Source organism: Paractinoplanes pyxinae (assembly GCF_026626335.1).
Classification (GTDB): Bacteria; Actinomycetota; Actinomycetes; order Mycobacteriales; family Micromonosporaceae; genus Actinoplanes; species Actinoplanes pyxinae.
The window spans coordinates 247,682-270,847 of sequence record NZ_JAPNTZ010000011.1 but is presented as its reverse complement, the minus strand read 5'-3'; the positions used below and the strand labels follow the sequence as shown (position 1 = coordinate 270,847).

Genomic DNA, 23,166 nt, shown 5'->3' with positions numbered 1-23,166 from the left:
CCGCGAGTCACTGGTCACATCATGACGCTCAGCGCTGGCGCACCTACCGCTCGTGCGGTGTCCTCGGAGAATGAGCACGCTCGAGAGGTGGCCGCGCGGATCGCTGCTGGCCGGGCTCGCCGAGTCAACCGTCCAGGCTCTGCTGCGCCTGGGCCCCGAACAATCCATGCCCGCGGGCGGTGTCCTCATGCGCGAGGGCAGCGACGAGTCGCACGTGGTGGTCATCCGGCGCGGCGTGGCCAAGGTGTCGGCCGGGCGGTCGCTGATCTCGATCCGCGCCGCGGGCGACCTGGTCGGCGAGATGGCGGCGCTGGACGGGTCGCCGCGCTGCGCCACGATCACCATGGCCGTCCCGGGCAGCGTCGTGATGATCCCGGCCCGGCGGTTCACCCAGTTCCTGGGCGGGCACCCCGAGGTGGCGCTCGCCCTGGCCGGCATGGTCGCCGACCGGCTGCGGTGGTCGAACCGGCGGCAGGCCGACTACACCGTGTACCCGATCCGCGTACGGGTGGCCCGGATCTTGACCGAGCTCACCGAGCAGCACGGCCGGCCGCTCGGCCACGGCGCCCTCGAGCTGAGCGTGCGCATCACCCAGCCCGAGCTGGCGGCCCTGTGCGGCGCGGCCGAGGGGTCGGTCCACAAGGCCCTGCGCGAGCTGCGTGACGCACACCTCGTCAGCACCCGTTACGGCCGCATAACCGTGTGGGATCCGCACCGCCTGCGCGCCGCCGCGCGGACCTGACGGCGGATCGGTGGTAAGACTGGCGCATGGCTGACAAGACGATCATCGCGCTCCGCGAGGCCGCCGAGGCGTACGCCGAAGCGGTCCGCACCACCCAGCGGTTCTTCGACCGCCTCGACGACACGACCGACCCGTCCGTGCTGGTCGAGTACGCGACTCTGGTCGAGCGGGAGAAAGAGGCGGCCGAGGCCCGGCTCGACGCGCTGGAGGCGGCCGGCATCGAGGTGCCGAGCATCGACGAAAGCGATCCAGACAACTAAGTGAACAGTTCCGGAACCGGGGCGGGCTCCCGTAACCGGTTCCGTCCTGGAAGACTCCGGGTTGTTCGTGTTCGATGACCGTGCCACCGCGGTCGTGACTGCCGGAGGCGCGCGTGCCCGCAGACGTCCCTTACCGGGATGAATCCCTACCCGTCGACGAGCGTGTCGACGACCTGCTGAGCAGGATGACTCTGCCCGAAAAGGTGGGTCAGATGCTGCAGCTGGACGCCCGGGGCGACGTGAAAGAGATCGTCAGCGAGAAGCTGGCCGGCTCGATCCTGCACACCTCGCCGGCCAAGATGCTCGAGGCGATCGACCTGGTGGCCAAGACCAGGCTGCAGATCCCGCTGCTCACCGCCGAGGACTGCATCCACGGCCACTCGTTCTGGCCGGGGGCGACGATCTTCCCGACCCAGCTCGGCATGGCCGCGAGCTGGGACGCCGACCTGATCGAACGGGTCGCCCGGGTCACCGCGGTCGAGGTGGCGGCCACCGGCATCCACTGGACCTTCTCGCCCGTCCTGTGCATCACGCGCGACCTGCGCTGGGGCCGGGTCGACGAGACGTTCGGCGAGGACCCGTTCCTGATCGGCGAGCTGGGCTCGGCCATGATCCGCGGCTACCAGGGCGGCGGCCTGAGCGACCCGACCGCCATCCTGGCCACGGCCAAGCACTTCGCCGGCTACTCCGAGACGCAGGGCGGCCGCGACGCCAGCGAGGCGGACATCAGCCCGCGCAAGCTGCGCTCCTGGTTCCTGCCGCCGTTCGAGCGGGTGGCCAAGGAGGGCTGCCGCGTCTTCATGCTGGGCTACCAGTCGATGGACGGCGTGCCCATCACCGCCAACAAGTGGCTGCTCAACGACGTCCTCAAGCAGGAGTGGGGCTTCACCGGCACGCTCGTCACCGACTGGGACAACGTCGGCCGCATGGTGTGGGAACAGAAGGTCTGCGCCGACTACGCCGAGGCGGCCGCGGTCGCCGTGAAGGCCGGGAACGACCTGGTCATGGTCACGCCGGGGTTCTTCGAGGGCGCGCAAGAGGCGGTCGAGCGCGGTCTGCTGGCCGAGGAAGAGATCGACGCGGCCGTACGGCGTATTCTGCGCCTCAAGTTCGAGCTGGGGCTCTTCGAGAACCCGCGCGCGCCCGACCCCGTCCGGCAGCAGGCTGTGATCGGCGCGGCCGAGCACTCCGAACTGAACCTCGAGGTCGCCCGCCGCTCGCTGGTCCTGCTCAAGAACGACGGTGTGCTGCCGGTCGAGCCCGAGGGCAAGTTCCGCCGCATCGCGGTGATCGGCCCCAACAGCGACAACGTCTCGGCCCAGCTCGGCGACTGGGCCGGCGACTCGGGCCAGGTCGACTGGCTGCCCGACGGCCACCCGCGCGAGCTGACCGAGACGGTGCTGGACGGCTTCCGCGCGGTCGCCCCGTCCACCTGGGTGATCGAGCACGCCCGCGGGGCCGAGATCGAGCGTCTGGTGCCCGACCCCGAGGGCGCCACCTACCCCGACGGCCAGCCGCGGCCGCCGATCTCGGTCGGCGCCCCGATCGACCACCACCTGATCGACGTGGCCCGCGACAAGGCGGTCCGCGCCGACTACGCGGTGGTCGTGGTGGGCGACACGGTCAACCTGACCGGCGAGCACAAGTCGACGGCCACGCTCGAGCTGCAGGGCGGCCAGATCGCGCTGCTCGACGCGGTCGCGGCCACCAAGACGCCGATGATCGTGGTGCTGGTCAACTCGAAGCCCACGGTTCTGCCGCCGTCGGCCCTGAACGCGGCCGCGATCATCCAGGCCTTCAACCCGGGCATGCGCGGCGGCCGGGCGATCGCCGAGCTGGTGCTGGGCCACATCGAGCCGAGCGGGCGGCTGCCGCTGTCGGTGGCTCGGCACGTCGGCCAGCAGCCGGTCTACTACAACACCATCCGCGGTCAGCACGGCAGCCGCTACGCCGACCTCACCCAGGACCCGCTGTTCGCCTTCGGCGAGGGGCTGAGCTACACGACATTGACGTACGGGGATCTGACGGTCACCACGCCGTCGGTGTCGCCGGACGAGGTCGTCCGGGCGCAGGTAACCGTCACCAACAGCGGCAGCCGGCCCGCCCTCGAGACGGTGCAGGTCTACATCAGCGACCTGGTCACCTCGGTGACCTGGGCCGGGCGCGAGCTCAAGGCCTACCGCCAGGTCGAGGTGCCCGCGGGCGAGAGCGTGACCGTCGAGCTCGAGGTGCCGGCCGCCGCGTGCTCGCTGGTCACCGCGGACGGACGGCGCATCGTCGAGCCGGGCGACTTCGAGCTGCTGGCCGGTCCGAGCTCGCGCGAGCGCGACCTGCTGCGGGCGCCGTTCCGGATCGTCAGCCCGTGACCTGGTGAGCGGCCGCCAGCGGCTTCAGGTCGAAACCTAGTTTCCGGTACGTGGCCACGGCCGCGGCGTTCCAATAGTCGGCGAGCAGGGCGACCCGCTCCCGGCCGGTCAGCAGCTCGCCCACCAGGAAGGCGCACAGCGTCGCCGCCCGCCCCCGACCGCGCTGGTCGGCGCGGGTGGCGACGCCCGCCAGCAGGCCGATGCGCGGGCTCGACCAGGCGTCGGCCGCCACTGCGGCGAGGGCGCCGGCCTCGTCACGCTGGCCGGCCCACCTGGTCACGCCGGGGGCGCCGGGCCGGGCGTACGAGTCGGGAAAGTCCTTTTCCAACAGAGCCGCCACCTCCGGCAGATCGTCCTCGGCGAGCCACTCCCCCTTCCCGCCGACCGGCGCCGCACTCGTCTCCATCCACGCGAACCGTCCCGCCACCGACAATTCCGGCATCAGCTCGGCCGTGCCGATCACCGTGGCCTCGGCCCCGAACGGCCGGTAGTCCGGCCCGACCTCGGGAAGCACCCGGCTGAGCAAGGCGGCCAACGCGCGCGGTTCACCGTGAATGGCGAGCCGGTCACGGCGGGACAGACCGGGGGCGGCCACCACGACGGCCGCGCGCTCGATCCAGATCCGTACGCCCGGGCGGTCCGCCGCCCAGCGCATGAAGGGGTCGTCATCGGTGGCGGCGGCGAGATCGTCGATGCTGGGCACCGGCTCATCATGGCGTTGACACCGGCTGGCATCGTCGGTCGGGTGCCGATCATCACCCGCCGCCGCCTGCTCCGCCTCACCGCCTTCGCGGCCGTCCTCGCCGTCGGGCTGGGCGGCCTGACCTCCGCCGGCGGCGAACTGTGGACCCGGGTCGCGGCCAAGGGCCATGTCTACAGCGAGGCCGACGTGCCCGCCGCCCCGGTCGCGCTGGTGCTCGGGGCCGAGGTGTACGCCGACGGCTCCCCGTCGCCGTTCCTGGCCGCCCGCCTGGACATCGCCCGGCGCCTGCTCGAGGCGGGCAAGGTCAAGGCCATCCTGGTCTCGGGCGACCACAGCCGCTGGGAGTACGACGAGCCCGGCTCGATGGAGGTCTACCTGATCGCCCACGGCGTGCCGGCGTCCCGGATCGCCCTCGACTACGCCGGCTTCGACACCTACGACTCGTGCGTCCGGGCCGGCCGCATCTTCGGCGTCCGCCAGGCCATCGTCGTCACCCAGACCTACCACCTCGACCGGGCGGTCGCCCTCTGCCGCAGCCAGGGCATCGACGCCACCGGCGTCGGCGACGACACGGTCAAGATCTACAAAGACCCCTGGCGCAACTCGGTGATCCGCGAACGCGGCGCCGTGGTCAAGGCCGTCTCCGACGTCATCACCCACCGCGACCCGGTCTTCCTCGGCCGTCAAGAGACGACGGTTCAAGAAGCCCTGACCGCAAGCTGACCTGTTTCCGTCGTCGAGTGACGCCATAGAGTAGGCATCGGTGACGGGAGATGCCATGGACTCGGATCTGGCGAGGATCGAAGTACAACTTCTCTGGTGGGGCGACATCACCGGCCGCCTGATCCTGATCAGAACCACCAATCGCCGGGACGCCGGATTTTGCGAGATCTGGTGGTCCGGTCCGGTCAGCCGGGGTGAGGTGGCCGCGACCGAGTTCCTTCTTCATGAGGTCCAGTGGCAGCAGTTGCAGGCCGGGCTGCCGATCGAGAGCTTCGACCTGCCGATCCCGCTCTACCGGCTGTCGGACGAGGACGACGAGGACGACCGGGCCGCGATCGCCGGCGCCCTCCAGCGACCCGATTTCCACCCTCTGCTGTCGCTGCGCACCCTGACCGAGAATTCCGTGGTCCAAGCTGTCGACCAACCGCTCCTGGGCACGCACGAGCTGTCCCAGCTGTTCCGCACCACCCCGGCGTTCGCACCGGAAAGCTTCTCCACGGAGGCTCCCCCACCACGCGCCGAATACGAGGTGATCCTGAGCGACGTGCGCGGCGTGATGATCGGCGACGACAACATGCTGTCACCGACCCCGGAACGATGAAGACGGCCGGATTCGGGCGAGCTGGCCGGCAAACCTCCGGTGCCGCGCAAGCAGATCATTCGGCACGGCTACGGTGAGCGCCATGACGACGACGTTCGATCGGTTTCATCACCTCGTTCGGGTGCCGGTTCGGGTGGGTGGGGACGAGTACCGGTTTCTGATCGACACCGGGATCGGGATCACGGTGGTGTCTTCGGAGGTGGCGGGGCGGGCGGACGTGCGGGCCACCGTCGAGACGATGAGCGGGCGTCGGATGTCCGGGCAGGAAGTGCACGCGCCGCTGGTTCGGCTACCGTCGCTGAGCCTGGGTGAGCATCGGGTGGAGGGGCACCTGGCCGGGGTGGCCGACCTCGGGGACGGGTTCGCGGGGATTCTCGGGCCCGACTTCTACGCCGGGCTGGCCCTCTGTGTGGATCCGGCGGCCATGACGGTGGATTTCGTCGATCCGGGGGCGGCTCAAGGCTGGGAGGTGCCTCTGCAGGTGCGGCATGAGAACCGTACGGTGGACGCCTTTGTGACCTTGACCTTGCCGAGCGGGCGGGAAGTGAGCGTCGAGGTCGACACCGGCTCGGACAACCTCATCCTCGACACGCGGTTCGCGGGTGACTGCGGGATCGACCTCGACGGGCCGGAAGTGACCACCAAAACCGGGACGGACGAGACCGGGTACGAGTGGACGCGTCATTGGGCGACTGTTCGGGGCTCAGTGCATCTGGCGGCGGCGCCGGACACCGCGCAGGCGGGCGCCCGGGTTCACTTCCAAGAGATCATCTACGACGGGCTGATCGGCTCCGACTATCTCGACCGTTACTGCTACACGATGGACTTCGACGGCGGCCGGATGTTCCTGCGGTAGCTCGCGCCTTCCGCCGGGTGGCTGGGCACCATAGCGTGACGGCATGACGGGGGAAGGCGGGCGACGGCCCGAGCTGGACGCTATCCGGCTCACGGTCGTGCTGGGGCTGGTGTTCTTTCACAGCGCATTGGTGTTCGACGAACGCGACGATTTCTACGTCAAGAATCCGCAGACGACCGAGGCCGTGACGTGGCTGGCCGGCTTCGGCGTGGTGTGGGCGATGCCGGCGCTGTTCCTGATCGGGGGATTCGGGGCGTGGCATTCGATGCGGCGGCGCGGCAGTGGCGGCTTCGTGCGGGAAAGGCTGCTGCGGCTGGGCGTGCCGCTGGTGTTCGCGACGCTGACCATCATTCCGGTCCCGCAGTGGCTGCGGTTGAAGGCGGCCGACCCGGCGTACGACGAGTCTTATCCGCGGTTTCTGCTGAGCTTCTTCGACGTCCACCTGAGCCTGCGGGACTTTCCGTTCCTGCTGCAGGGCGACTATTTCGAGACCGGGCATCTGTGGTTCGTCGTGCTGCTGCTGACGTTCTCCTTGCTGCTGGCGCTGTTCGTCCGATGGCTTCCCGCCGACCGTCTGGGATTCGTGTCCCGGCGCGGCTGGCTGCTCGTGATTCCGGCGATTCCACTGATGGTGGTGGGCGCGCTGCTGGGAATGGAGGAGGCGTTCGCCGGCTGGAGCCGATGGGCGTACCTACTGCTTTTCCTGTACGGGTTTGTGCTCGCCGCCGACGACAGCTTCCGCATAGCGATGCGCCGAGACGCCAAGCCGGCCGCCATCATCGGATTCCTGATCTTCGGTGCGTCGGGCGCCCTGCTCGGCACGTACGACGGTGAGCCGTTCACCGACATGACGGCCCACGCGATCGCCGCCCGCATCGTCTTCGCCGCGGCCGGCTGGTGCCTGCTCGTGGGCATTCTCGGCCTGCTCGACCGCGGGGCAAGCGGTTCCCGGGAAACGTCCGGAAAGCGGCGCCCGGTGCTCGCCTACCTCGCCGAAGCCGCCCTGCCGCTCTACATCCTGCACCAGCCGATCGTCGTCGCAGTCGCCTACTTCGCCGTCCGGTGGAACACGGCGATGATCGTCAAATACCTGGCCATCGTCGCCATCTCGTTCGTCGTCATGTTCGCCGCCTACGACGTGCTCGTCCGGCGCACCGGCCCGACCCGCTTCCTCTTCGGCATGCGATGACGATGCGGAGCCGGCTGACCACGAACCGATTGTTCCTGAGCCCCTTCACCCTCGACGACGTCGACGAGCTGCATGCGATCCTCGCCGACCCGCGGACCAACACCATCGGCTCGGGCCCGTTCACGGCGATTGCGCAGACCGAGAAATGGATCCGCAATCGCATGGCGGCTGAGCGCGACCACGGGCTGCGCTGGTACGCCGTACGGCAGAAGGCTACGGACGTTCTGATCGGCAACTGCGGCCTCTTCCGGGGGCGAGCCGATGCGGAGATCGGTTACCTCATCCACCGACCTTGGCAAGGTCGAGGATTCGCGTCCGAGGCAGTCGCGGCGGTTCTCGACGAATGCCGATCGGCCGGCATCGGGCCGGTTTGGGCCATTATCCGGCCGCACAACACATTCTCGATACGCATCGCCGAGCGGGCCGGTCTGCGCCTCGCGCGAATAGAGAGCGACGAGCGTGGACCGCTGCACTACTTCGTCACCAGCCGTGCCAACACATAGATGAACGTGGACATCCGATCGCTCGAGGGCCAGAGTGGACGGCATGGCCAAGTCGACGAGGCGTGCGTTTCTGACAGTGTCGGCGGCTGCTGCGGCGGCGCCTCTGGTGGCGGGCGAGGCGGCCCGGGCAAGCGTCGTGCCCAAAGGAGAACTGAGGGCGATCCTGCGCGAGATCGACGCCCGGCGGATCGAGGCGATCGTGCGGAAGCTGGTGTCGTTCGGCACGCGGCACACGCTTTCCAGCCAGGACGATCCGGTGCGCGGGATCGGGGCGGCGCGCGACTGGATCTTTGCCGAGCTGCAGCGGTACGCGGCGCGGTCGGGCGGGCGGATGTCGGTCGAGCTGCAGTCGTTCGTGCAGCCGGTGTCGCCGCGCGTTCCGGCGCCGACCACGATCACCAACGTGATCGCCACGCTGCGCGGCAGTGTCACGCCCGAGCGGATCTATGTGGTGACCGGGCACTACGACTCGCGGGTGACCGACGTGATGGACGCGGTCAAGGACGCGCCGGGCGCCGACGACGACGCGTCCGGGGTGGCCGTGATCATGGAGCTGGCGCGGGTGCTGGCCACCCGCCGGCCCGAGGCGACCATCGTGTTCGCCGCGGTGGCCGGCGAGGAGCAGGGGCTCTACGGCTCCGACCACATGGCGCAGGTCTACAAAGACCGGGGCGCCGACATCCAGGCCATGTTCAGCAACGACATCGTCGGCACCGGTGACGCGCACGACGGCACGCCGCCGTCCCGGTCGGTGCGGCTGTTCGTCGAGGGGGTGCCCACCTCCGAGACGGCGGCCGAGGCCACCACCCGCAAGAGCGTGGGCGGCGAGAACGACGGGCCGTCGCGCCAGCTCGGGCGGTTCGTCGGCGACCTGCGGACCGACCTCGACGTCCGGCTCATCTGGCGCCGCGACCGCTACCTGCGCGGCAGCGACCACATCTCGTTCCTGCTCCGCGGCTACCCGGCGGCCCGCTTCACCGAGCCGCGCGAGAACTTCGCCCACGAGCATCAGGACGTCCGGGTCGAGAACGGCGTCCAGTACGGCGACCTGGTCGAGTTCTGCGACTTCAGGTACATCGCCGGGGTGGCCCGCACCAACGCGTCCGCGCTGTGGTCGCTGGCCCAGGCGCCGGGCACGCCGAAGGGTGTCGTCATCGACACCACGCAGCTCACCAATGCCACGACGCTGCGCTGGCAACTCGGGACCGAGCCCGACCTGGCCGGCTACGAGGTGGTCTGGCGCGAGACGACGGCCTCCGACTGGCAGCATTCACGGGCCGTCGGCAAGGTCAGCGAGGTCACCATCGACCTGTCGAAAGACAACGTCTTCTTCGGCGTACGGGCGGTGGACACCGACGGGAACCGGAGCCCCGCCGCCGCACCTAACCCGTCCAGCTAGTTTCGATATCCCGACAGCCGACACACCGGGTGGCTTCCCGGTGCCACGATGATGACCATGACCTTGGAACACACGGTCCGGCTGCGCTTCGGGGACAAGTCGCGCGCCGCGGCGACACACACCAACCTCTCGGCCGTACGCCTCGACGGGCCCGTCCTGTGGATCGCCGGCGACGAGACCGCGACCGTGGAGCGGCTGGTGGCCGACGACCCGGCCGCCCCGACCGAGTTCGGCGCCGAAACGACGTACCGGCTCGGCGATTTCATCACCCTGCCCGGCACGGACATCGAGGAGGAGGCCGACGTCGAGGGGCTGGCCCGCACGGGGCCGTTCCTGTGGGCGATCGGCTCGCACAGCTTGCGCCGCAAGCAGATCAAGGACCGGCACGAGGGGGCGAAGGCGCTCAAGCGGCTGGCGCGCATCGAGGGGCAGGAGAACCGGCAGATTCTCGTACGCCTTCCGATCGCCGACGTGGACGGGCTGCCGACGCCCGTACGGGAAATCGAACTCGACGGCGAGAAGCACTACGCGGCCGCGCTCGGCGGCAAGGACGACCTGCGGCACCTGCTGCGCAAGGACGAGCATCTGGCGCCGTTCCTGGCCATCCCGGGCAAGGACAACGGGCTCGACATCGAAGGCATCGCGGTCAGCGGCGACCGCGTCTATCTGGGCCTGCGCGGGCCGGTGCTGCGCGGCTGGGCGTTCGTGCTCGAGCTGCGGCCCTACATCGACCCGGACGAGCCCGACCGGCTGCGGCTGCACGAGTTCGCTGACGGCTTCACCTATCGCAAGCACGTGCTCAAGCTCGACGGCCTGGGCGTGCGCGACCTCTGCCCCGACGGCGACGACCTGCTCATCCTGGCCGGCCCGACGATGGACCTGGACGGCCCGGTGCGCGTCTACCGCTGGCACGACGCCAGCCGCTCCGAGCAGCCCACCATCGTGCGAGGCGACATGATCAGCCGCGAGCTGGAGTTGTCCTTCGGTGAAGGCGACGACCACGCCGAGGGCCTGAGCCGCTACGGCGACGGCCGCCTGCTGATCGTCTACGACAGCCCCGCCGCCGTCCGCCTCACCGAGGACGACGCCGTAATAGCCGACGTCGTCCGCCTGCGGTGACGACTAGACGCGACGCACGACCAGGCTCGGCTTGATGTCGGCGGCCACCGCCAGCAAGGTGATGTCCCCGGGGTCGCTGGTGAAGACGATGGCACCATGGGCCAAAGCGACGGTGACCACCGTGGCGTCGACGACGTCGCGAGTTCCCGACTTGCCACACAGCACGCCGGCTGTCTTCGCCGTCTCCAGCCCGACCGGGATGACCTCACAGCTGTGCAGAAACTTGCCCAGCTGAACCTGGCGACGGGCGTCCCGCCACGCCTGAGCGACGACGACGGCCGGAACGAGGAGGCGACGCCCCTCCTCGATGGCCAGGTGATGAATCGTCCACATCCGCCGGTCGTTGCCGTCGATCGCCAGCAGGACACCGGCGTCGTACACGTAAGGGATGCTCACGCTGCCGCCGACGGAGGAATACCGAACGCCTCAGCGTCGGCGGCAGCCATCTCGGCTCGGGCCGCCGCGAGCTCTTCGGCCGTGAAGGCGCCGTGCTCGGCCTGCCACTCGGCCACCAGACGACGCCCGAGCCGGCGCCGCAGCTCGTTCTCCGCCGCATGGGCGACGAGCCGCGACAGCGGCACACCGTCCTCGTGGGCGGCGGCGCCGAGCGCCTCGACCAGCTCCTCGGGGAGCGTCACAGTCACCTTCTTCGCAGCCATACAAGCACCATACATCGGTATGGCGCGTCCGGATCCTTCGTCGAGGCGGGTATGCCCCCACCGGAAGGTGAGGGTACACCCGACTAGTGTCACTCGACTAGGTCACTCGCGGGCGGCCAGCAGGGTCACCGGGGGGCGGCGGGTGGCTGAGAGGGACGTGATCAGGCTGGTCACGCCGGTTACGGTCAGGGCCACGGCGGCCACCGCGGCGAACAAGGGCCACGGCAGCTTCAGGGTCGCCGAGCCGGTCACGGCCGACGTCGTGGCCAGGACGGCGAAGAAGGCGGCCGACGCGGCCACGGTGCCCAGCAGCAGGGCGGCGCCCGTCACCGCGTACGCCTCGAGCAGGGCCGAGCGGACGACCTGGCCGCGGGTCAGGCCGGTCACCCGGGCCTCGGCGAATTCACGGCGGCGGGTGGCGGCGCCGATCACGATCGAGTTGATCACGCCGATCAGGGCGTACAGGCCGCCCAGGCCGAGCACGACCAGCATCACCTTGTCGTTGGTCGAGTTGCGCTGCTCGGCGTCGGCGCGCAGCCAGTCGCCGGCGGTGAACACCGGGCCGTAGCGGGCCAGGTCCGCTCGTACGGCGGAAGCGTCGGCGCCCGGGGCGAGCGCCACGAACGAGCGGGTGGGCGCCTGGGCCAGCGCCGCCGCGGGCACCAGGCCGGGCGGCAGCAGCAGGCTCGCGCCGCCGCTCATCATCTCGGGCACCGACGCCACCACGGGCAGCTCGCCCAGGTCGGCTCCGGGCAGACGCACCCGAACCGATCCGCTGGTCGAAACCTCGCCGCCCGGTCCCCGGGCCACGGCCTGACCGTGGACATCGACGGACGTGCCGTGCACCACCGCGTACGCCCGGGGATCGATCACCAGAGCGGTGACGTCCGTCGTCTCTTGGTCCTCGCCCGAACCGGTGACGACTTGGGCGTCCAGCGAGGTCTCGGCCGACACGGTGGCCACACCCGGGCGGGCCGGAACGGTCCCCTCGACCACGAAGTCGGCGTGGGTCGAGCGGGCCATCTCGTCGACGCCGCTGGCCGTGAACGACTCCCCCGCGCCCGTGTTGCCCACGACCAGCGCGATCAGCACGATCAGCGGCGCCGCGACCGAGGCCGACCGGCGCCGCGCGTCCCGGACGTTGGCCCGGGCCAGCGAGCCCAGCACCCCGCCGCCGAACGGCACCAGCCGGGCCAGCACCGGGACTAGCAGCGGCCCGAACGCCACCACGGCCACCGCGGCCGGCATGGCCACGTTCATCGCCATGGCCTGACCGCCGGCCGGTCCGCCGTGCGGGGCCACGATGACCAGGGCCAGCGCGCCGCCGAAGAAGAACAGGCCGGCCACCCAGCGCCCGGCCGTCATCACCCGCGCCGCCGGGCCGCTCTCGCGCAGCGCCTCCAACGGCCGTACCCGGGCCGCCCGCCGCGCGGCCACCAGCACCCCGGCCACCGCGAGCGCCACGCCCGTGCCGACCGAGACGCCGAGGATCCACATGCGCCACTCGCCCGTGAAGGCCGGCGGCACGAACTCGAACCGCCGCATGAGCCAGGTCTGCACCGCCATGACGCCCAGCCCGGCCGGCACGCCGATCGCGGCGCCGCCCAGCCCGAGCAGAACCGCCTCGCCCAGCAGCAGCCGGCGCACCTGACGCCGGCTGCCCCCGACCAGGCGCAGCAGGGCCAGGTCGCGGCGGCGCTGGTCGACCGTGAAGGCGAACGTCGAGCTGATCACGAATCCGGCCAGGAACACCGCCCCGCCGAGCACGATGCCCAGCATCGGCACCGCGGCGTCGTCGGAACTCTGCTGCGCCGCCGAAATGAGCAGCAACAACGAAGACTGCACCAGCGCCACCCCGAGAGCCACGGAGAGCAGCGCACCAACGAAAAGCGTCCAACGCTCGGCCAGGCCGGCCCGGCTCATCCCCAGCATGTCACCGCTCCCAAGCCGCTAGCCGGTCGGCGACCCCGCGCGCGTCGGCCCCGGCGAGCCGGTCGACCACGCGTCCGTCGCGCAGGAACACCACGGAGTCGGCGCGGGCGGCCGCACCCGGATCGTGGGTGACCATCACGATGCTCTGGCCGGCGTCGGCCATCGCGCGCAACAGGTCGAGCACCGTGCGGGCGGCGGTGGAGTCGAGCGCGCCGGTCGGCTCGTCGGCGAACAGCACCTCGGGCCGCGTCACCATGGCCCGCGCGATCGCCACCCGCTGCTGCTGCCCGCCGGAAAGCTCGCGCGGCTTGTGCCGGGCCCGGTCGGCCAGCCCCACCGCGTCGAGCGTCGCGCGCACGACCGACCGGGACGGGCGCTTACCCGCCAGCCGCAGCGGCAGCGCGACGTTCTGCTCGGCGGTGAGCGCGCCGATGAGGTTGAAGCTCTGGAAGACGAACCCGATCCGGGTGCGTCGCAGCGTGGTCAGTTCGGCGTCGCCCGCCGAGGTCAGATCGGTCGAGCCGAGCAGCACGCGCCCGGTGTCGACCCGCTCGAGCCCGGCCGCGCAGTGCAGCAGCGTGGACTTGCCCGAACCGGACGGACCCATCACGGCGGTCCAGCCGCCGCGCGGGAAGTCGAGTGTCACATCGTCGACGGCCGTGACCGCCGACGGCCCCCGACCGAAAGTGCGGCTGACCCCGTGGAGGGCCACCGCGGCCGGCGTCATCGTCATCGTCGTCATGCCTGAAACGCTATTTTCGCGGCCGTTCCGAGTCGCTGCGGCGAACCACCCAGTTCGGGGTAGTGCTAACACCCCCAGTCGCTTTGAGTGCCGCTACTCAGGCCCGGCGCCGCCGCCGATTCATAGGGTCGTGTCCATGTCGACGAGACGAAAGCTTCTGTGGGCGGGCGGCGTCGCGGTGCTTGCGCTTTTTCTGGTACGGGTCCCGTCCACCGCCCCGGCCAGTGATCAGGTCGAGGTGTACGGGATCAACGACGAGATCTCGGGCGAGGTCCAGCACCCGCCCGGCTTCCTCGGCCGCCTGCTCGGGATGTGCGACGCCGACACCTACTACGCCGAGGCGGGCGACAAGAAATACTGCCTCGTCCTCAACGGACCGTCCGGCACGGTGAAGGTTTCCCGCCGGGACGGCACCGTCACGGTCGCCGCCGACGACGTGCCCCGGCTGCGCCGGTACGGCGCCGAGGACGCCCAGTGGACCACCCTCCTGCTGATGGGCGACGATCCGGTGGCCATGATCCCGATCGCCGACCTCACCGAGGGCCGGCCGGTGACCGTGTCAGCCCTGGGCTAGAAGCGGCTTCAGGTGGGTGGCGATGTCGGTGAGGATCTGCACGTAGTCGGGGTGGTCGAAGCTGAACGGCAGCGCGAACGCCACCTCGTCAATCTGTTGGAACGCGGCGTGCGCGAGCAGTTGCTCGGCGATCTCGGCTGAGCTGCCGACGTAGTCGCGCGAGAACAGCATCCGGGCCGGGCCCTGCGGCTCCCGGGTCCGAGGTGTGCGCTTCTCGACGTACGCGGCGTATTTGGCCTTCTGCTCATCGGACGCGGAATCGGTGGGGATGACGACCAGGCCCTGGGAGATCCGGGCCTGCTCACCCAGCGGGTGCCGGTCGCGGAAGGCGCGGATGTGCGACAGCTGGATCTGCGCGAAGTCGTCGCCGTCCTCGGCCTTGACCACGCTGCTGGTCAGGAAGTTCATGCCGTGCTCGCCGGCCCACTGGGCCGAGCGCAGGCTGGCCCCGCCGTACCACATGCGGTTGATCAGGCCGGGCGAGTGCGGCTCGACCCTTTCCGAGAACTCCTCGACGACGCCCTTCTTGCCGCTGAAGTCGGTGGCCTGGTCGCCGCGGACGAAACCGAGCAGCCGCTCGACGCGGTGGTAGCTGAAGTCCTCGGCCTCGGCGGTGTCGGGGTACAGCGCCTCTTTGACGGTGTCGTAGTTCATCGGCGGCCCGACGCTGATCCCCGGGTTGAGCCGCCCGCCGGAGAGGATGTCGACGGTCGCGAGGTCTTCGGCCAGGCGGAGGGGGTTCTCCCAGCCGAGCGGGATCACCGCCGTGCCGAGCTCGATGGTCGACGTGCGCTGCGTGGCTGCGGCCAGCACGGCGACGGGCGACGAGATCCCGTACTGCAGATGGCGATGCCGCACCCAGGCGCTGTCGAATCCCAGCTGCTCGCCGAGCTGGATGATCTCGAGCGTGGACTCGTGGCCGGCCCGGGGGTCGTCCCGCTCGAAGAGCCCGATGGTCAGGAAACCGAGCTTGCGCAGTGGTCGCGACGTCACGCTGGTCAGCCTGTCACGAATGATCGCCGACGGGGGCGTGACTTTCACCGCGTACGCGCAAGCCGGCCCACAACAGCAGCAGGCAGAGCCCGATCAGCACCGGCTCGAGCGCGAAGGCCGTGGCCAGCCCGTGCCGGTCGGCCAGGGTTCCGAGCAGGTACGGCGAGACGGCCGCGACCAGGCCGAGCACCAGCTGTGACCGGGCGTTGGCCTGGTCCTCGCGCCCGTCGGCGGCGTCCAGGGTGAGCGCCAGAGCGAGCGGATACAGGTTGGCGATGCCCACCCCGCAGACGAAGAGACCAATGACGGCCAGCACGGGGTTGCCGGTGAGCCAGAACAGCAGAAAACCCACGCCGGTGACCGCCAGCGAGACGTAGAGCAGGCGCACGGTGCGCCCGGGCGACCGGGTGATGCGGGCCCCGGCCAGTCGCCCGATCAGGATGCCGAGGAAGTTGGCGCTCAGCGCGGTGCCGGCCGCGGCGGCGGACAGGCCGGTGCCCAGCAGCACCTGCGGGCCGAAGTAGACGAGGCAGAACTCGACCGCCGAGCTGACCGCGGTGAGCACGGCGAACAGCCAGCACGCCAGGGGCAGCCGACCGGTCGCCGAGGTGCGGGAATGCTGTTCGGGCACGGCCGGCAGCGGCTCGTGACGGTAGCGCAGGTACAGCCCGAGCAGCACGACGGCCGGCAGCGCGAAGGTGGCCCGCCAGCCCAGGACGCTGACCGCGAGCGCGCCCAGCACGAGCGGGGCGAACACGGCCGACGCGCCGGCGCCGATGTTGGCCTCGGTCAGGGCCCGGTCGCGCCGGCTGCCGTGCCGGTCGGACAGGATCGCCTGGATCGCCGTGAGCAGCGTCGTCCCGGCCAGCCCGAACAGCCCGGCCGCGATCAGGGTGACCGGGACGCCGCGACCGAGCGTGAACAGCGCGGCACCGACCACGCTGGCCGCGGCCGCGCCCCAGAACAGCACGCCGCGCGACACATGGCGGGCCACCCGGGCGAACAGGGCGCCGGTCAGGGCCGCGCCGAGCGCCCACACCACCGAATAGATGCCGAGCAGCGTGTACGAGAAGCCGAGCTCTTCCCGCAGCAGGGTGACCGCGGGCCCGAAGGCGTAGAGCCAGAACGTGAAGCAGCCCAGGGCGGCGTAGGACAGCCAGGTCGCGGAGTCACGCACGAAGGCGTTTGTGTATCGATACACAAGTACAGTCTGCGGCATGACCCGCGCCGGCCACAACTCGAAGCGCAGACCGACCATGGGCGACGTCGCCCGCTCGGCCGGCGTGTCCCCGATGACGGTCTCGTACGCCTACTCGCAGCCCGAGAGGGTTTCGGCCGAGACCGCGGCCAAGGTGCGGGCGGCGGCCGAGCGGCTGGGCTACCCCGGACCGCACCCGGCGGCCCGCTCGTTGCGGCGGGGGCGGGTGGGCTCGCTCGGCGTCGTGCTCGGCGAGCATTTGAGCTACGCCTTCGACGACCCGCAGGCGGCACGCTTCCTGGCCGGGGTGTCCGACGTGTGCGCCGCCGAGGGCGTCGGCCTCACCCTCGTGCCGATCACCGGCGCCGCCTCCGACGCCCAGCGCGTAGCCCAAGCGGCGGTCGACGGCTTCGTCGTATGGACCACCAGCGACGACGACCCGGTGCTGGACGCGGTGGCCGCCACCGGCCTGCCCGCGGTCATCCACGCCGGCCCGCACCGGCCCGGCATGCCGGTGATCGGCATCGACGACCACGCCGCGGCCGCCGCCATCGGCGCGGTGGCGTTCGCGAACGCCCGGCGCCCGCTCGTGCTCGGCTTCCCGCTCGACCGCGACCGGGCCCGCCTGCTGCTCACCGGCGACCGGGTGGGCGAGGTGCGCTTCCCGGTCACCCGGCACCGGTGGGCCGGCTTCCTGGAGTCCTGGACGGGCCTGGGCCACCCGGCCGAGCAGCTACGCCTGGCCGTCTGCCCGGTCAACCACATCACCGAGGCCGAGGCGTTCGCCGCCGACCTGCTGCGCGGCGAAGACCCACCGGACGCGATCGCCGCGATGGGCGACGAACTGGCCCTCGGCGCCCTGCGCGCCGCCGCCGACGCCGACCTGCGAGTCCCGGCCGACCTGGCCGTAACCGGCTGGGACGACAGCGACGCGGCCTCCCCGGCCCACCTGACCACCCTGGCCCAGTCCCTCCGCGACCAGGGCGCCCACTGCGCCCGCGCCGCCCTCGGCCTGACAACTCAGATCCCGGCCAGACACGAGTGGCAGGTCGTCCTGCGCGCAACCACCCGCGAGCCGGCCGCGCGTCAACAACCATGACTCTCAGCGCGGCCGCGACGCCGAGATGGTCGGTCCACACGTTGTCGTCGGCCGACTCCACCCAGATGGCTCTACTCACCCAGCACCGTCACCCGAACTGGCTTCTTCCGCCGAGCGCTCCGCGCTCTGGCCACACGCCATCCGCAGGTAGAGATTCACTTCGTCTATGCCACCAAAGGGCGCGCCACGGGATCGAATTCGATCAACACGAAGGTGGAGATCAAGGCACATCGCGTTTCTCACCGACGAGGACGGGCAACTGCGACGACACATCTTCGACTGGAACGTCCGCGATTACCAGGGAGAAGTCGAAGTCAATCAAGAGATCCGGGCCTCACTCGAACGGCCTGACAGCCCGGAATTCTGGTAGCTGAACAACGGCGTCACCATCGTCTGCTCCAAAGCCACGGCGGTCGGCAAGACCTATTCGCTCGACGACGTGCAGGTCGTGAACGGGCTGCAGTCCTCGCACACCATCTTCAACGTTCTTCGGAGCGCTGCAGCCGATCATCCTGCGCTGGATCGGTCGATCCTCGTGCGGATTCTTGTGACGGGCAACGACGCCGCCACACGTGACCTCGTCATTCGTGCCACAAATCGCCAGACCTCGGTGCCCGCCGCATCGTTGCGGGCGACCGACGATGTGCAGCGCGACATCGAGGCGTTCTTCCTGGGCCAGGACTGGTACTACGACCGGCGGAAGAACTTCTATCGCAACATGGGCCGCAGCGCGGAACGGATCGTCAGCATCTCTCTGCTCGCCCAGGCCGTCATGGCCATGGGGCTCAGCCGATGGTCGCTGCGGCAAAGCTCGTCGGCGCCGAGGTGCACAACCCGAAGCAGCTCAGCCGGCTGGCCCAGGCCGACGTGTCGCTGGCCGACGCGGACCTACCCGCCTGCCTGGCCCTGATCCGGGCGGAGTTCTCTGCCTACGAAGCGAGAACCGGCAGCTCCGCCGACAAGATCGCGAAGGGCCCCGACCTGGTTCGCACGCTACTGAGTCGTCTCCCCTGACAGCGGCATTCCACGCCTCGCGTACGGTCGGCGGATGACGATCATGGGGAGTGCGCTGGTCACGGGGGCTTCGCGAGGGCTGGGGGCGCACATCTGCCGGCGGCTGGCCGCCGACGGGTGGGCGGTGGCGGTCAACTACCGGTCCGATGCTGACGGGGCGGCCAAGGTGGTGGCCGACATCGAGGCGGCCGGTGGGAAGGCCGCCGCCTTCCAGGCTGACGTCACCGACGAGGGGGACGTCGCCCGGCTGGTGTCCGACGTTGAGCGGGAGCTCGGGCCCGTACAGGCTGTGGTGGCCAATGCGACCGGGCCGCAGCCGGAGGTCAAAGCCGAGGAAATCACCTGGCAGGACCACCTCGACCAGCTGACCTTCTTTGTGAAGAGCCCGACCCTGCTGCTGCAGGCCGCGCTCCCCCACATGCGGCGGCTGGGTGGCGGGCGGTTCATCCACATCGGCTCCGAGATGGTGGAGCGGGCGCTGCCCGGGTTCTCCGCCTACAACGCGGCCAAGGGCGCTCAACTGATCCTGGCTCGGACGTGGGCGCGGGAGCTGGGGCCCGACAACGTGACGGTCAATGTGGTGGCGCCGGGGTGGATTCCCGTTGAGCGGCACGGCGCGGCGGACACCGACGGTTATGTGGCTGACGTGCCGTTGGGGCGGATCGGCACTCCGCAAGACATCGCCGACGTGGTGGCCTTCGTGGCCTCGGACGCGTCCCGCTTCGTCACCGGCGAGCGCATCACGGTCAACGGCGGGTACACCACGGATTGAGCCGGTTACTCTGCGGGCATGCTGATCACAGTGGTGGCCGACTACGGGGTCGGGGATCTGGCGTTCGCCGAGGTGCGGCAGCAGTTCGCGAAGCTGATGCCGCAAGCCGACGTGACCGCGGTGCCGGTGCCCGCGTTCGACACGGTCAGCGCCGGGTTCTGCGTGGCGCAGCTGGCGCTCACCGATGGGCCGGCCGACCGGATCGTGTTCGCCAACGTGGCGCCCCGGGCCGATGAGGACGACCCCCGCCCGGACAACGCCGGTGAGCGCCTGGCCGCCGTCCGGCTCGACTCGGGCGTGCTGGTGGTCGGGGTGGCGTCCGGGGTGAGCCTGTCGTTCCTGGGCGAGCCGGTGCGGGCGGTCAAGGTGGCCGACGCGGGCTCCCAGTTCCGCTCGCGTGATGTCTTCCCGGCGGCCGTGGCGGCGCTGGCCCGCGGCGAGGATCTGCTCGGCGAAGAGCTCGCGTTGCCGGAAGCGCCGCACAACGCGGTGGTCTACACCGACGGCTACGGCAATCTCAAAACCTCCTGGCACGAGGCGCCGGCCGAACCAGGCACGACCCTTCCCGTACGCATCGGAGCCGTCACCGCCGAGGCCGTGATCAGCGACGGCGTCTTCACCGTGCCGGCCGGCGCCATGTCGTTCGCGCCGGGCAGCTCGGGCTGGGGCGAGCCGTTCTACGAACTGCTCCTCCGCGGAGGCAGCGCCGCCGACGTCTTCGGCCGCCCCGCCGCCGGCACCCCGGTCGAGATCGTCCGAGGTGCGGCTGAGCAAGATCGGCGTACTGTCGGGAAGCGTGACGATCTTGCCTGACGGCCTGCTGGAACTGCTCCGCGCGGCCAGCCCCTGCTTCATCGCGACCACCGATCCGGACGGGTCGCCCCAGCTGACCGAGACCTGGGTCGGCACCGACGGCGAGCACATCGTGATCAACACGGTCGAAGGCTTCCGCAAGGTGCGCAACATCGAGCGGGACCCGCGCGTCTCCGTGATCGTCGCGAACCCGGCCAACGTGTCCGACTACTACTCGGTCAAGGGCCGGGTCGTCGACGTGACACCCAAGGGCGGGGCCGAGCACATCGAAGAGCTCGCCCAAAAGTACCTCGGCGGGCCGTACCCGTGGTTCGGCGGCCGCGACCAGGTGCGGGTCATCCTGACCATCGCGGTCGACAAGATCATCCACGCGCCCTGGGGCTGAGGACGCGAGCGCCGGGCCTGAGTGGCCCGGCGCTCCACAGCTCTCAGGCGCCGCGAAGAGTGGCGCCGAAGCGATCCGCCGCAGCGGCCACCGCGGCGTCGCGCGCGGCCAGCGTCTCCTCGGTGGTCAGCGTGCGGTCGGGGGCGCGGAAGGTCAGCTTGTAGGCCAGCGACTTCTTGCCCTCGCCGAGCTGGTCCGACTCGTACAGGTCGAACAGCGCCACCGACTCGAGCAGCTCGCCCGCCCCGTCGGTCAGCGCGGCCTCGACCGAGGCGGCCGCGGTCGAGCTGTCGACGACCAGGGCCACGTCGATCAGCGCCGGCGGGAACGACGAGATGCGCTTGGCCTGGGTGACCGGGGGCAGCGGCAGCGCGTCCAGGTCGAGCTCCATCACGCTGGTGCGCTTGGGCAGCTCGTACGCCGAGACGACGGCCGGGTGCAGCTCACCCGCATGCCCCACGACCGTGCCGTCGACCGAGATCGCCGCGCACCGGCCCGGGTGCCACGGGGCCAGCTCGTCGGCGCCGACCGTGATCCTCTCGGCCGTGACGCCGGCCGCCGACAGCGCGATCCGGGCCGCCTCGATCGCGTCGGCCCACGACGCCGCGCGGCCCGGACCCCACCAGCCGGCCGGCTCGACGTCACCGGTGAGGGCGACGGCGAGGTGCCACGGCTGGTCGGGCACGATCGTGTTGGCCGCGGTCCACTCCTGCTCGGTCGGGCGGCGGTCGACGCCCATCACCGGCGGGGCGATCTCGGTCAGGCCGGGCAGGAACACCGTGCCCGTCTCGAACAGGGCCAGGTCGCGGTGGCCGCGGCCCAGGTTCCGCTTGAGCGTGCCGAGCAGGGTGGGCAGCAGCGACGTGCGCAGCAGCGGCTCCTGCTCGGAAAGCGGGTTGGTGAGCCGCACGGCGCTGCGCCGCGGGTCGTCGGCCGGGTAGCCGAGCTGGTCGGCCGCCGACGGCGCCACGAACGGGTACGACAGCACCTCGACGTAGCCGTTCTCGGCCAGCGCCCGGCCCACCGAGCGGCGGCGCCGTTGCTGCGGGGTGGAACCGCTGCCACCGCGGGCGGGCGGCAGCAGCGACGGGATGTCGTTGTAGCCGCCGAGGCGGGCCACCTCTTCGACCAGGTCGATCGGGGCCAGCAGGTCGGGCCGCCAGGTCGGCGGGGTGACCTCGAGCGGGGCCACGCCGGTGACCGTGCAGCCGATCTGCGACAGCAGGGCGGTCACCTGCTCGGCGTCGTAGGCCAGGCCGATCCGCTTCGCGGGCAGAGCCGGGTCGAGCTCGATCGTGGCCGGGGCGACCACGTGGTCGAGATCGAGCACGCGCTCGTCGACCGTGCCGCCGGCGTGCTCGGTCAGGATCTGCACGGCCCGTTCGAGCGCGACCAGCGTGAGCTGCGGGTCGACGCCGCGCTCCCAGCGCTTGGCGGCCTCGCTGAACAGCTTGTGCCGGCGGGCCGTGCGGCCGACCATCACCGGGTCCCAGTGGGCCGCCTCGAGCAGCACGTCGACCGTGCCGGGCTGCCACTCGCTGGTCTCGCCGCCCATCACCGCGGCCAGCGAGACCGGGCCGGTCTCGTCGCAGATGACCATGTCCTCGGCGTCGAGCACGCGGGCGACGCCGTCGAGCGTGGTCAGCTTCTCGCCCGGCTTGGCCCGGCGCACGACCAGGCCGCCGCTGAGCCGGTTGAGGTCGAAGACGTGCATCGGCTGGCCGAGCTCGAGCATCAGGTAGTTGGTGATGTCGACCGGCAGCGAGATGGCGCGGATGCCCGCGGCGATCAGGCGCTTCTGCATCCACTCCGGAGACTGCGCGTCCGGGTCGATGCCGCGCACCACCCGGGCCGAGAAACGGTCGCAGCCGACGGTGTCCTCGAGCTTCACCTCGTACGGGACCTCGGGCGTCGAGCCGGGGGCGGTGACCAGGGTCGCCGGATCGGTGTAGGCCGCCGAGAACGCGTACGACAGCTCGCGGGCCATGCCCCGCAGGGACATCTCGTAGCCGCGGTCGGGCGTGATCTCGACCTCGACCAGCACCTCGGACAGGCCCACGACCGGACGCGCGTCGGCTCCGGGCTCGGCCGCGCCCTCGGGCAGCACGATGATGCCCGAGTGGTCGCCGCTGAGCCCCAGCTCGGCGGCCGAGCAGATCATGCCGTTCGAATTGCGGCCGTACGTCTTCCGGGCCCCGATCTTGAAGCCGCCCGGCAGCTCGCCGCCCGGCAGGATCACCGCGACCAGATCACCCTCGGCGAAGTTGCGGGCGCCGCACACGATCTCTTGCGGCTCGCCCCGGCCGACATCGACGGTGGTGAATCGGATCGGCTTCTTGAACCCGGTCAGCTCCTCGATGGTGAGCACCCGGCCCACCACCAGGTCGCCCCGCACGGTGGCGGCCTGGTCGACGATCGACTCGACCTCCATGCCCGCGTTGGTCAGGGCGTCGTCCAGCTGCTCGGCGGTGAGGCCGGCGGGCAGTTCGACGAATTCCCGCAGCCACGACAAAGACGTCTTCAT

At 70.8% G+C, this 23,166-nt stretch carries 24 protein-coding genes; 16 read left to right on the top strand and 8 right to left on the bottom strand.

What is annotated here, in order from left to right; translation table 11 throughout:
- Positions 1-70 precede the first annotated feature (70 nt).
- The 3 genes from OWR29_RS30575 (at position 71) to OWR29_RS30565 (ending at position 3,368) form a co-directional block, all read left to right on the top strand.
- Entirely contained in the window at positions 71-742 is a 672-nt protein-coding gene (locus OWR29_RS30575) for a Crp/Fnr family transcriptional regulator (protein WP_267566819.1), read from the top strand.
- 26 nt (positions 743-768) lie between these two features.
- Entirely contained in the window at positions 769-1,002 is a 234-nt protein-coding gene (locus tag OWR29_RS30570) for a hypothetical protein (protein WP_267566818.1), read from the top strand.
- Between the two features lie 113 nt (positions 1,003-1,115).
- Positions 1,116-3,368 (top strand): exo-beta-d-1,3/1,6-glucosidase, encoded by a 2,253-nt coding sequence (locus OWR29_RS30565; RefSeq protein ID WP_267566817.1) that lies wholly within the window; start codon positions 1,116-1,118, stop codon positions 3,366-3,368.
- Here the strand turns inward: OWR29_RS30565 and OWR29_RS30560 are convergent.
- Positions 3,358-4,071, bottom strand: coding sequence for a GNAT family N-acetyltransferase (locus tag OWR29_RS30560; RefSeq protein ID WP_267566816.1), 714 nt, complete (start codon positions 4,069-4,071; stop codon positions 3,358-3,360). The genes OWR29_RS30565 and OWR29_RS30560 overlap by 11 nt on opposite strands.
- A 9-nt stretch (positions 4,072-4,080) precedes the next feature.
- Between OWR29_RS30560 and OWR29_RS30555 the strand changes: the two genes are divergently transcribed.
- From OWR29_RS30555 to OWR29_RS30525, 7 genes are all read left to right on the top strand, one after another.
- Positions 4,081-4,794 (top strand): SanA/YdcF family protein, encoded by a 714-nt coding sequence (locus OWR29_RS30555; protein ID WP_438872674.1) that lies wholly within the window; start codon positions 4,081-4,083, stop codon positions 4,792-4,794.
- A gap of 55 nt (positions 4,795-4,849) precedes the next feature.
- Positions 4,850-5,395: a hypothetical protein gene (locus OWR29_RS30550; RefSeq protein WP_267566814.1), complete on the top strand. Its 546-nt coding sequence runs from the start codon at positions 4,850-4,852 to the stop codon at positions 5,393-5,395.
- A gap of 82 nt (positions 5,396-5,477) precedes the next feature.
- Positions 5,478-6,251, top strand: a complete 774-nt coding sequence (locus tag OWR29_RS30545; RefSeq protein WP_267566813.1) for a retropepsin-like aspartic protease — start codon at positions 5,478-5,480, stop codon at positions 6,249-6,251.
- A 43-nt stretch (positions 6,252-6,294) separates the two neighbouring features.
- Entirely contained in the window at positions 6,295-7,440 is a 1,146-nt protein-coding gene (locus OWR29_RS30540; RefSeq protein WP_267566812.1) for an acyltransferase family protein, read from the top strand.
- On the top strand, positions 7,437-7,943 hold the full coding sequence (locus tag OWR29_RS30535) for a GNAT family N-acetyltransferase (protein ID WP_267566811.1): 507 nt from the start codon (positions 7,437-7,439) through the stop codon (positions 7,941-7,943). The genes OWR29_RS30540 and OWR29_RS30535 overlap by 4 nt, the downstream gene beginning before the upstream one ends.
- Positions 7,944-7,986: 43 nt before the next feature.
- On the top strand, positions 7,987-9,342 hold the full coding sequence (locus OWR29_RS30530) for a M20/M25/M40 family metallo-hydrolase (protein ID WP_267566810.1): 1,356 nt from the start codon (positions 7,987-7,989) through the stop codon (positions 9,340-9,342).
- Between the two features lie 57 nt (positions 9,343-9,399).
- Entirely contained in the window at positions 9,400-10,461 is a 1,062-nt protein-coding gene (locus OWR29_RS30525; RefSeq protein WP_267566809.1) for a DUF3616 domain-containing protein, read from the top strand.
- 3 nt (positions 10,462-10,464) lie between these two features.
- Here OWR29_RS30525 and OWR29_RS30520 read toward each other — a convergent pair whose 3' ends face one another.
- The 4 genes from OWR29_RS30520 to OWR29_RS30505 form a co-directional block, all read right to left on the bottom strand.
- Entirely contained in the window at positions 10,465-10,857 is a 393-nt protein-coding gene (locus tag OWR29_RS30520; RefSeq protein WP_267566808.1) for a PIN domain-containing protein, read from the bottom strand.
- Entirely contained in the window at positions 10,854-11,120 is a 267-nt protein-coding gene (locus OWR29_RS30515; protein WP_267566807.1) for a ribbon-helix-helix domain-containing protein, read from the bottom strand. Before OWR29_RS30515 ends, OWR29_RS30520 begins: the two co-directional genes overlap by 4 nt.
- A gap of 102 nt (positions 11,121-11,222) precedes the next feature.
- Entirely contained in the window at positions 11,223-13,052 is a 1,830-nt protein-coding gene (locus OWR29_RS30510; protein ID WP_267566805.1) for an FtsX-like permease family protein, read from the bottom strand.
- A 1-nt stretch (position 13,053) separates the two neighbouring features.
- Positions 13,054-13,785: an ABC transporter ATP-binding protein gene (locus OWR29_RS30505; protein WP_267566907.1), complete on the bottom strand. Its 732-nt coding sequence runs from the start codon at positions 13,783-13,785 to the stop codon at positions 13,054-13,056.
- 145 nt (positions 13,786-13,930) lie between these two features.
- Here OWR29_RS30505 and OWR29_RS30500 point away from each other — a divergent pair, with 145 nt between their 5' ends.
- Positions 13,931-14,368: a hypothetical protein gene (locus tag OWR29_RS30500; RefSeq protein ID WP_267566803.1), complete on the top strand. Its 438-nt coding sequence runs from the start codon at positions 13,931-13,933 to the stop codon at positions 14,366-14,368.
- Here OWR29_RS30500 and OWR29_RS30495 read toward each other — a convergent pair.
- Both OWR29_RS30495 and OWR29_RS30490 read right to left on the bottom strand, forming a co-directional pair.
- The gene (locus tag OWR29_RS30495; protein ID WP_267566801.1) at positions 14,354-15,361 is read right to left on the bottom strand and encodes an LLM class flavin-dependent oxidoreductase; all 1,008 of its coding nucleotides are present in this window, start codon (positions 15,359-15,361) and stop codon (positions 14,354-14,356) included. The two genes, OWR29_RS30500 and OWR29_RS30495, sit on opposite strands and share 15 nt — an antisense overlap.
- Positions 15,362-15,374: 13 nt before the next feature.
- Positions 15,375-16,562, bottom strand: coding sequence for an MFS transporter (locus tag OWR29_RS30490; RefSeq protein WP_267566799.1), 1,188 nt, complete (start codon positions 16,560-16,562; stop codon positions 15,375-15,377).
- 16 nt (positions 16,563-16,578) lie between these two features.
- Between OWR29_RS30490 and OWR29_RS30485 the strand changes: the two genes are divergently transcribed.
- The 5 genes from OWR29_RS30485 (at position 16,579) to OWR29_RS30465 (ending at position 20,642) form a co-directional block, all read left to right on the top strand.
- Positions 16,579-17,658 carry a LacI family DNA-binding transcriptional regulator gene (locus OWR29_RS30485; RefSeq protein ID WP_267566797.1) on the top strand — a complete coding sequence of 360 codons (1,080 nt, stop codon included), beginning with the start codon at positions 16,579-16,581 and terminating at the stop codon, positions 17,656-17,658.
- Positions 17,659-18,028: 370 nt separating this feature from the next.
- Positions 18,029-18,568, top strand: coding sequence for an AIPR family protein (locus OWR29_RS30480; RefSeq protein WP_267566906.1), 540 nt, complete (start codon positions 18,029-18,031; stop codon positions 18,566-18,568).
- A 138-nt stretch (positions 18,569-18,706) separates the two neighbouring features.
- A complete protein-coding gene (locus OWR29_RS30475) occupies positions 18,707-19,444 on the top strand; it encodes an SDR family oxidoreductase (protein ID WP_267566796.1) in 738 nt (245 codons plus the stop codon).
- Positions 19,445-19,462: 18 nt separating this feature from the next.
- The gene (locus OWR29_RS30470; RefSeq protein ID WP_267566794.1) at positions 19,463-20,257 is read left to right on the top strand and encodes an SAM hydrolase/SAM-dependent halogenase family protein; all 795 of its coding nucleotides are present in this window, start codon (positions 19,463-19,465) and stop codon (positions 20,255-20,257) included.
- Entirely contained in the window at positions 20,241-20,642 is a 402-nt protein-coding gene (locus tag OWR29_RS30465) for a PPOX class F420-dependent oxidoreductase (protein ID WP_267566792.1), read from the top strand. Before OWR29_RS30470 ends, OWR29_RS30465 begins: the two co-directional genes overlap by 17 nt.
- 43 nt (positions 20,643-20,685) lie before the next feature.
- Here OWR29_RS30465 and pheT read toward each other — a convergent pair whose 3' ends face one another.
- Positions 20,686-23,166, bottom strand: a complete 2,481-nt coding sequence (gene pheT / locus OWR29_RS30460) for a phenylalanine--tRNA ligase subunit beta (RefSeq protein ID WP_267566791.1) — start codon at positions 23,164-23,166, stop codon at positions 20,686-20,688.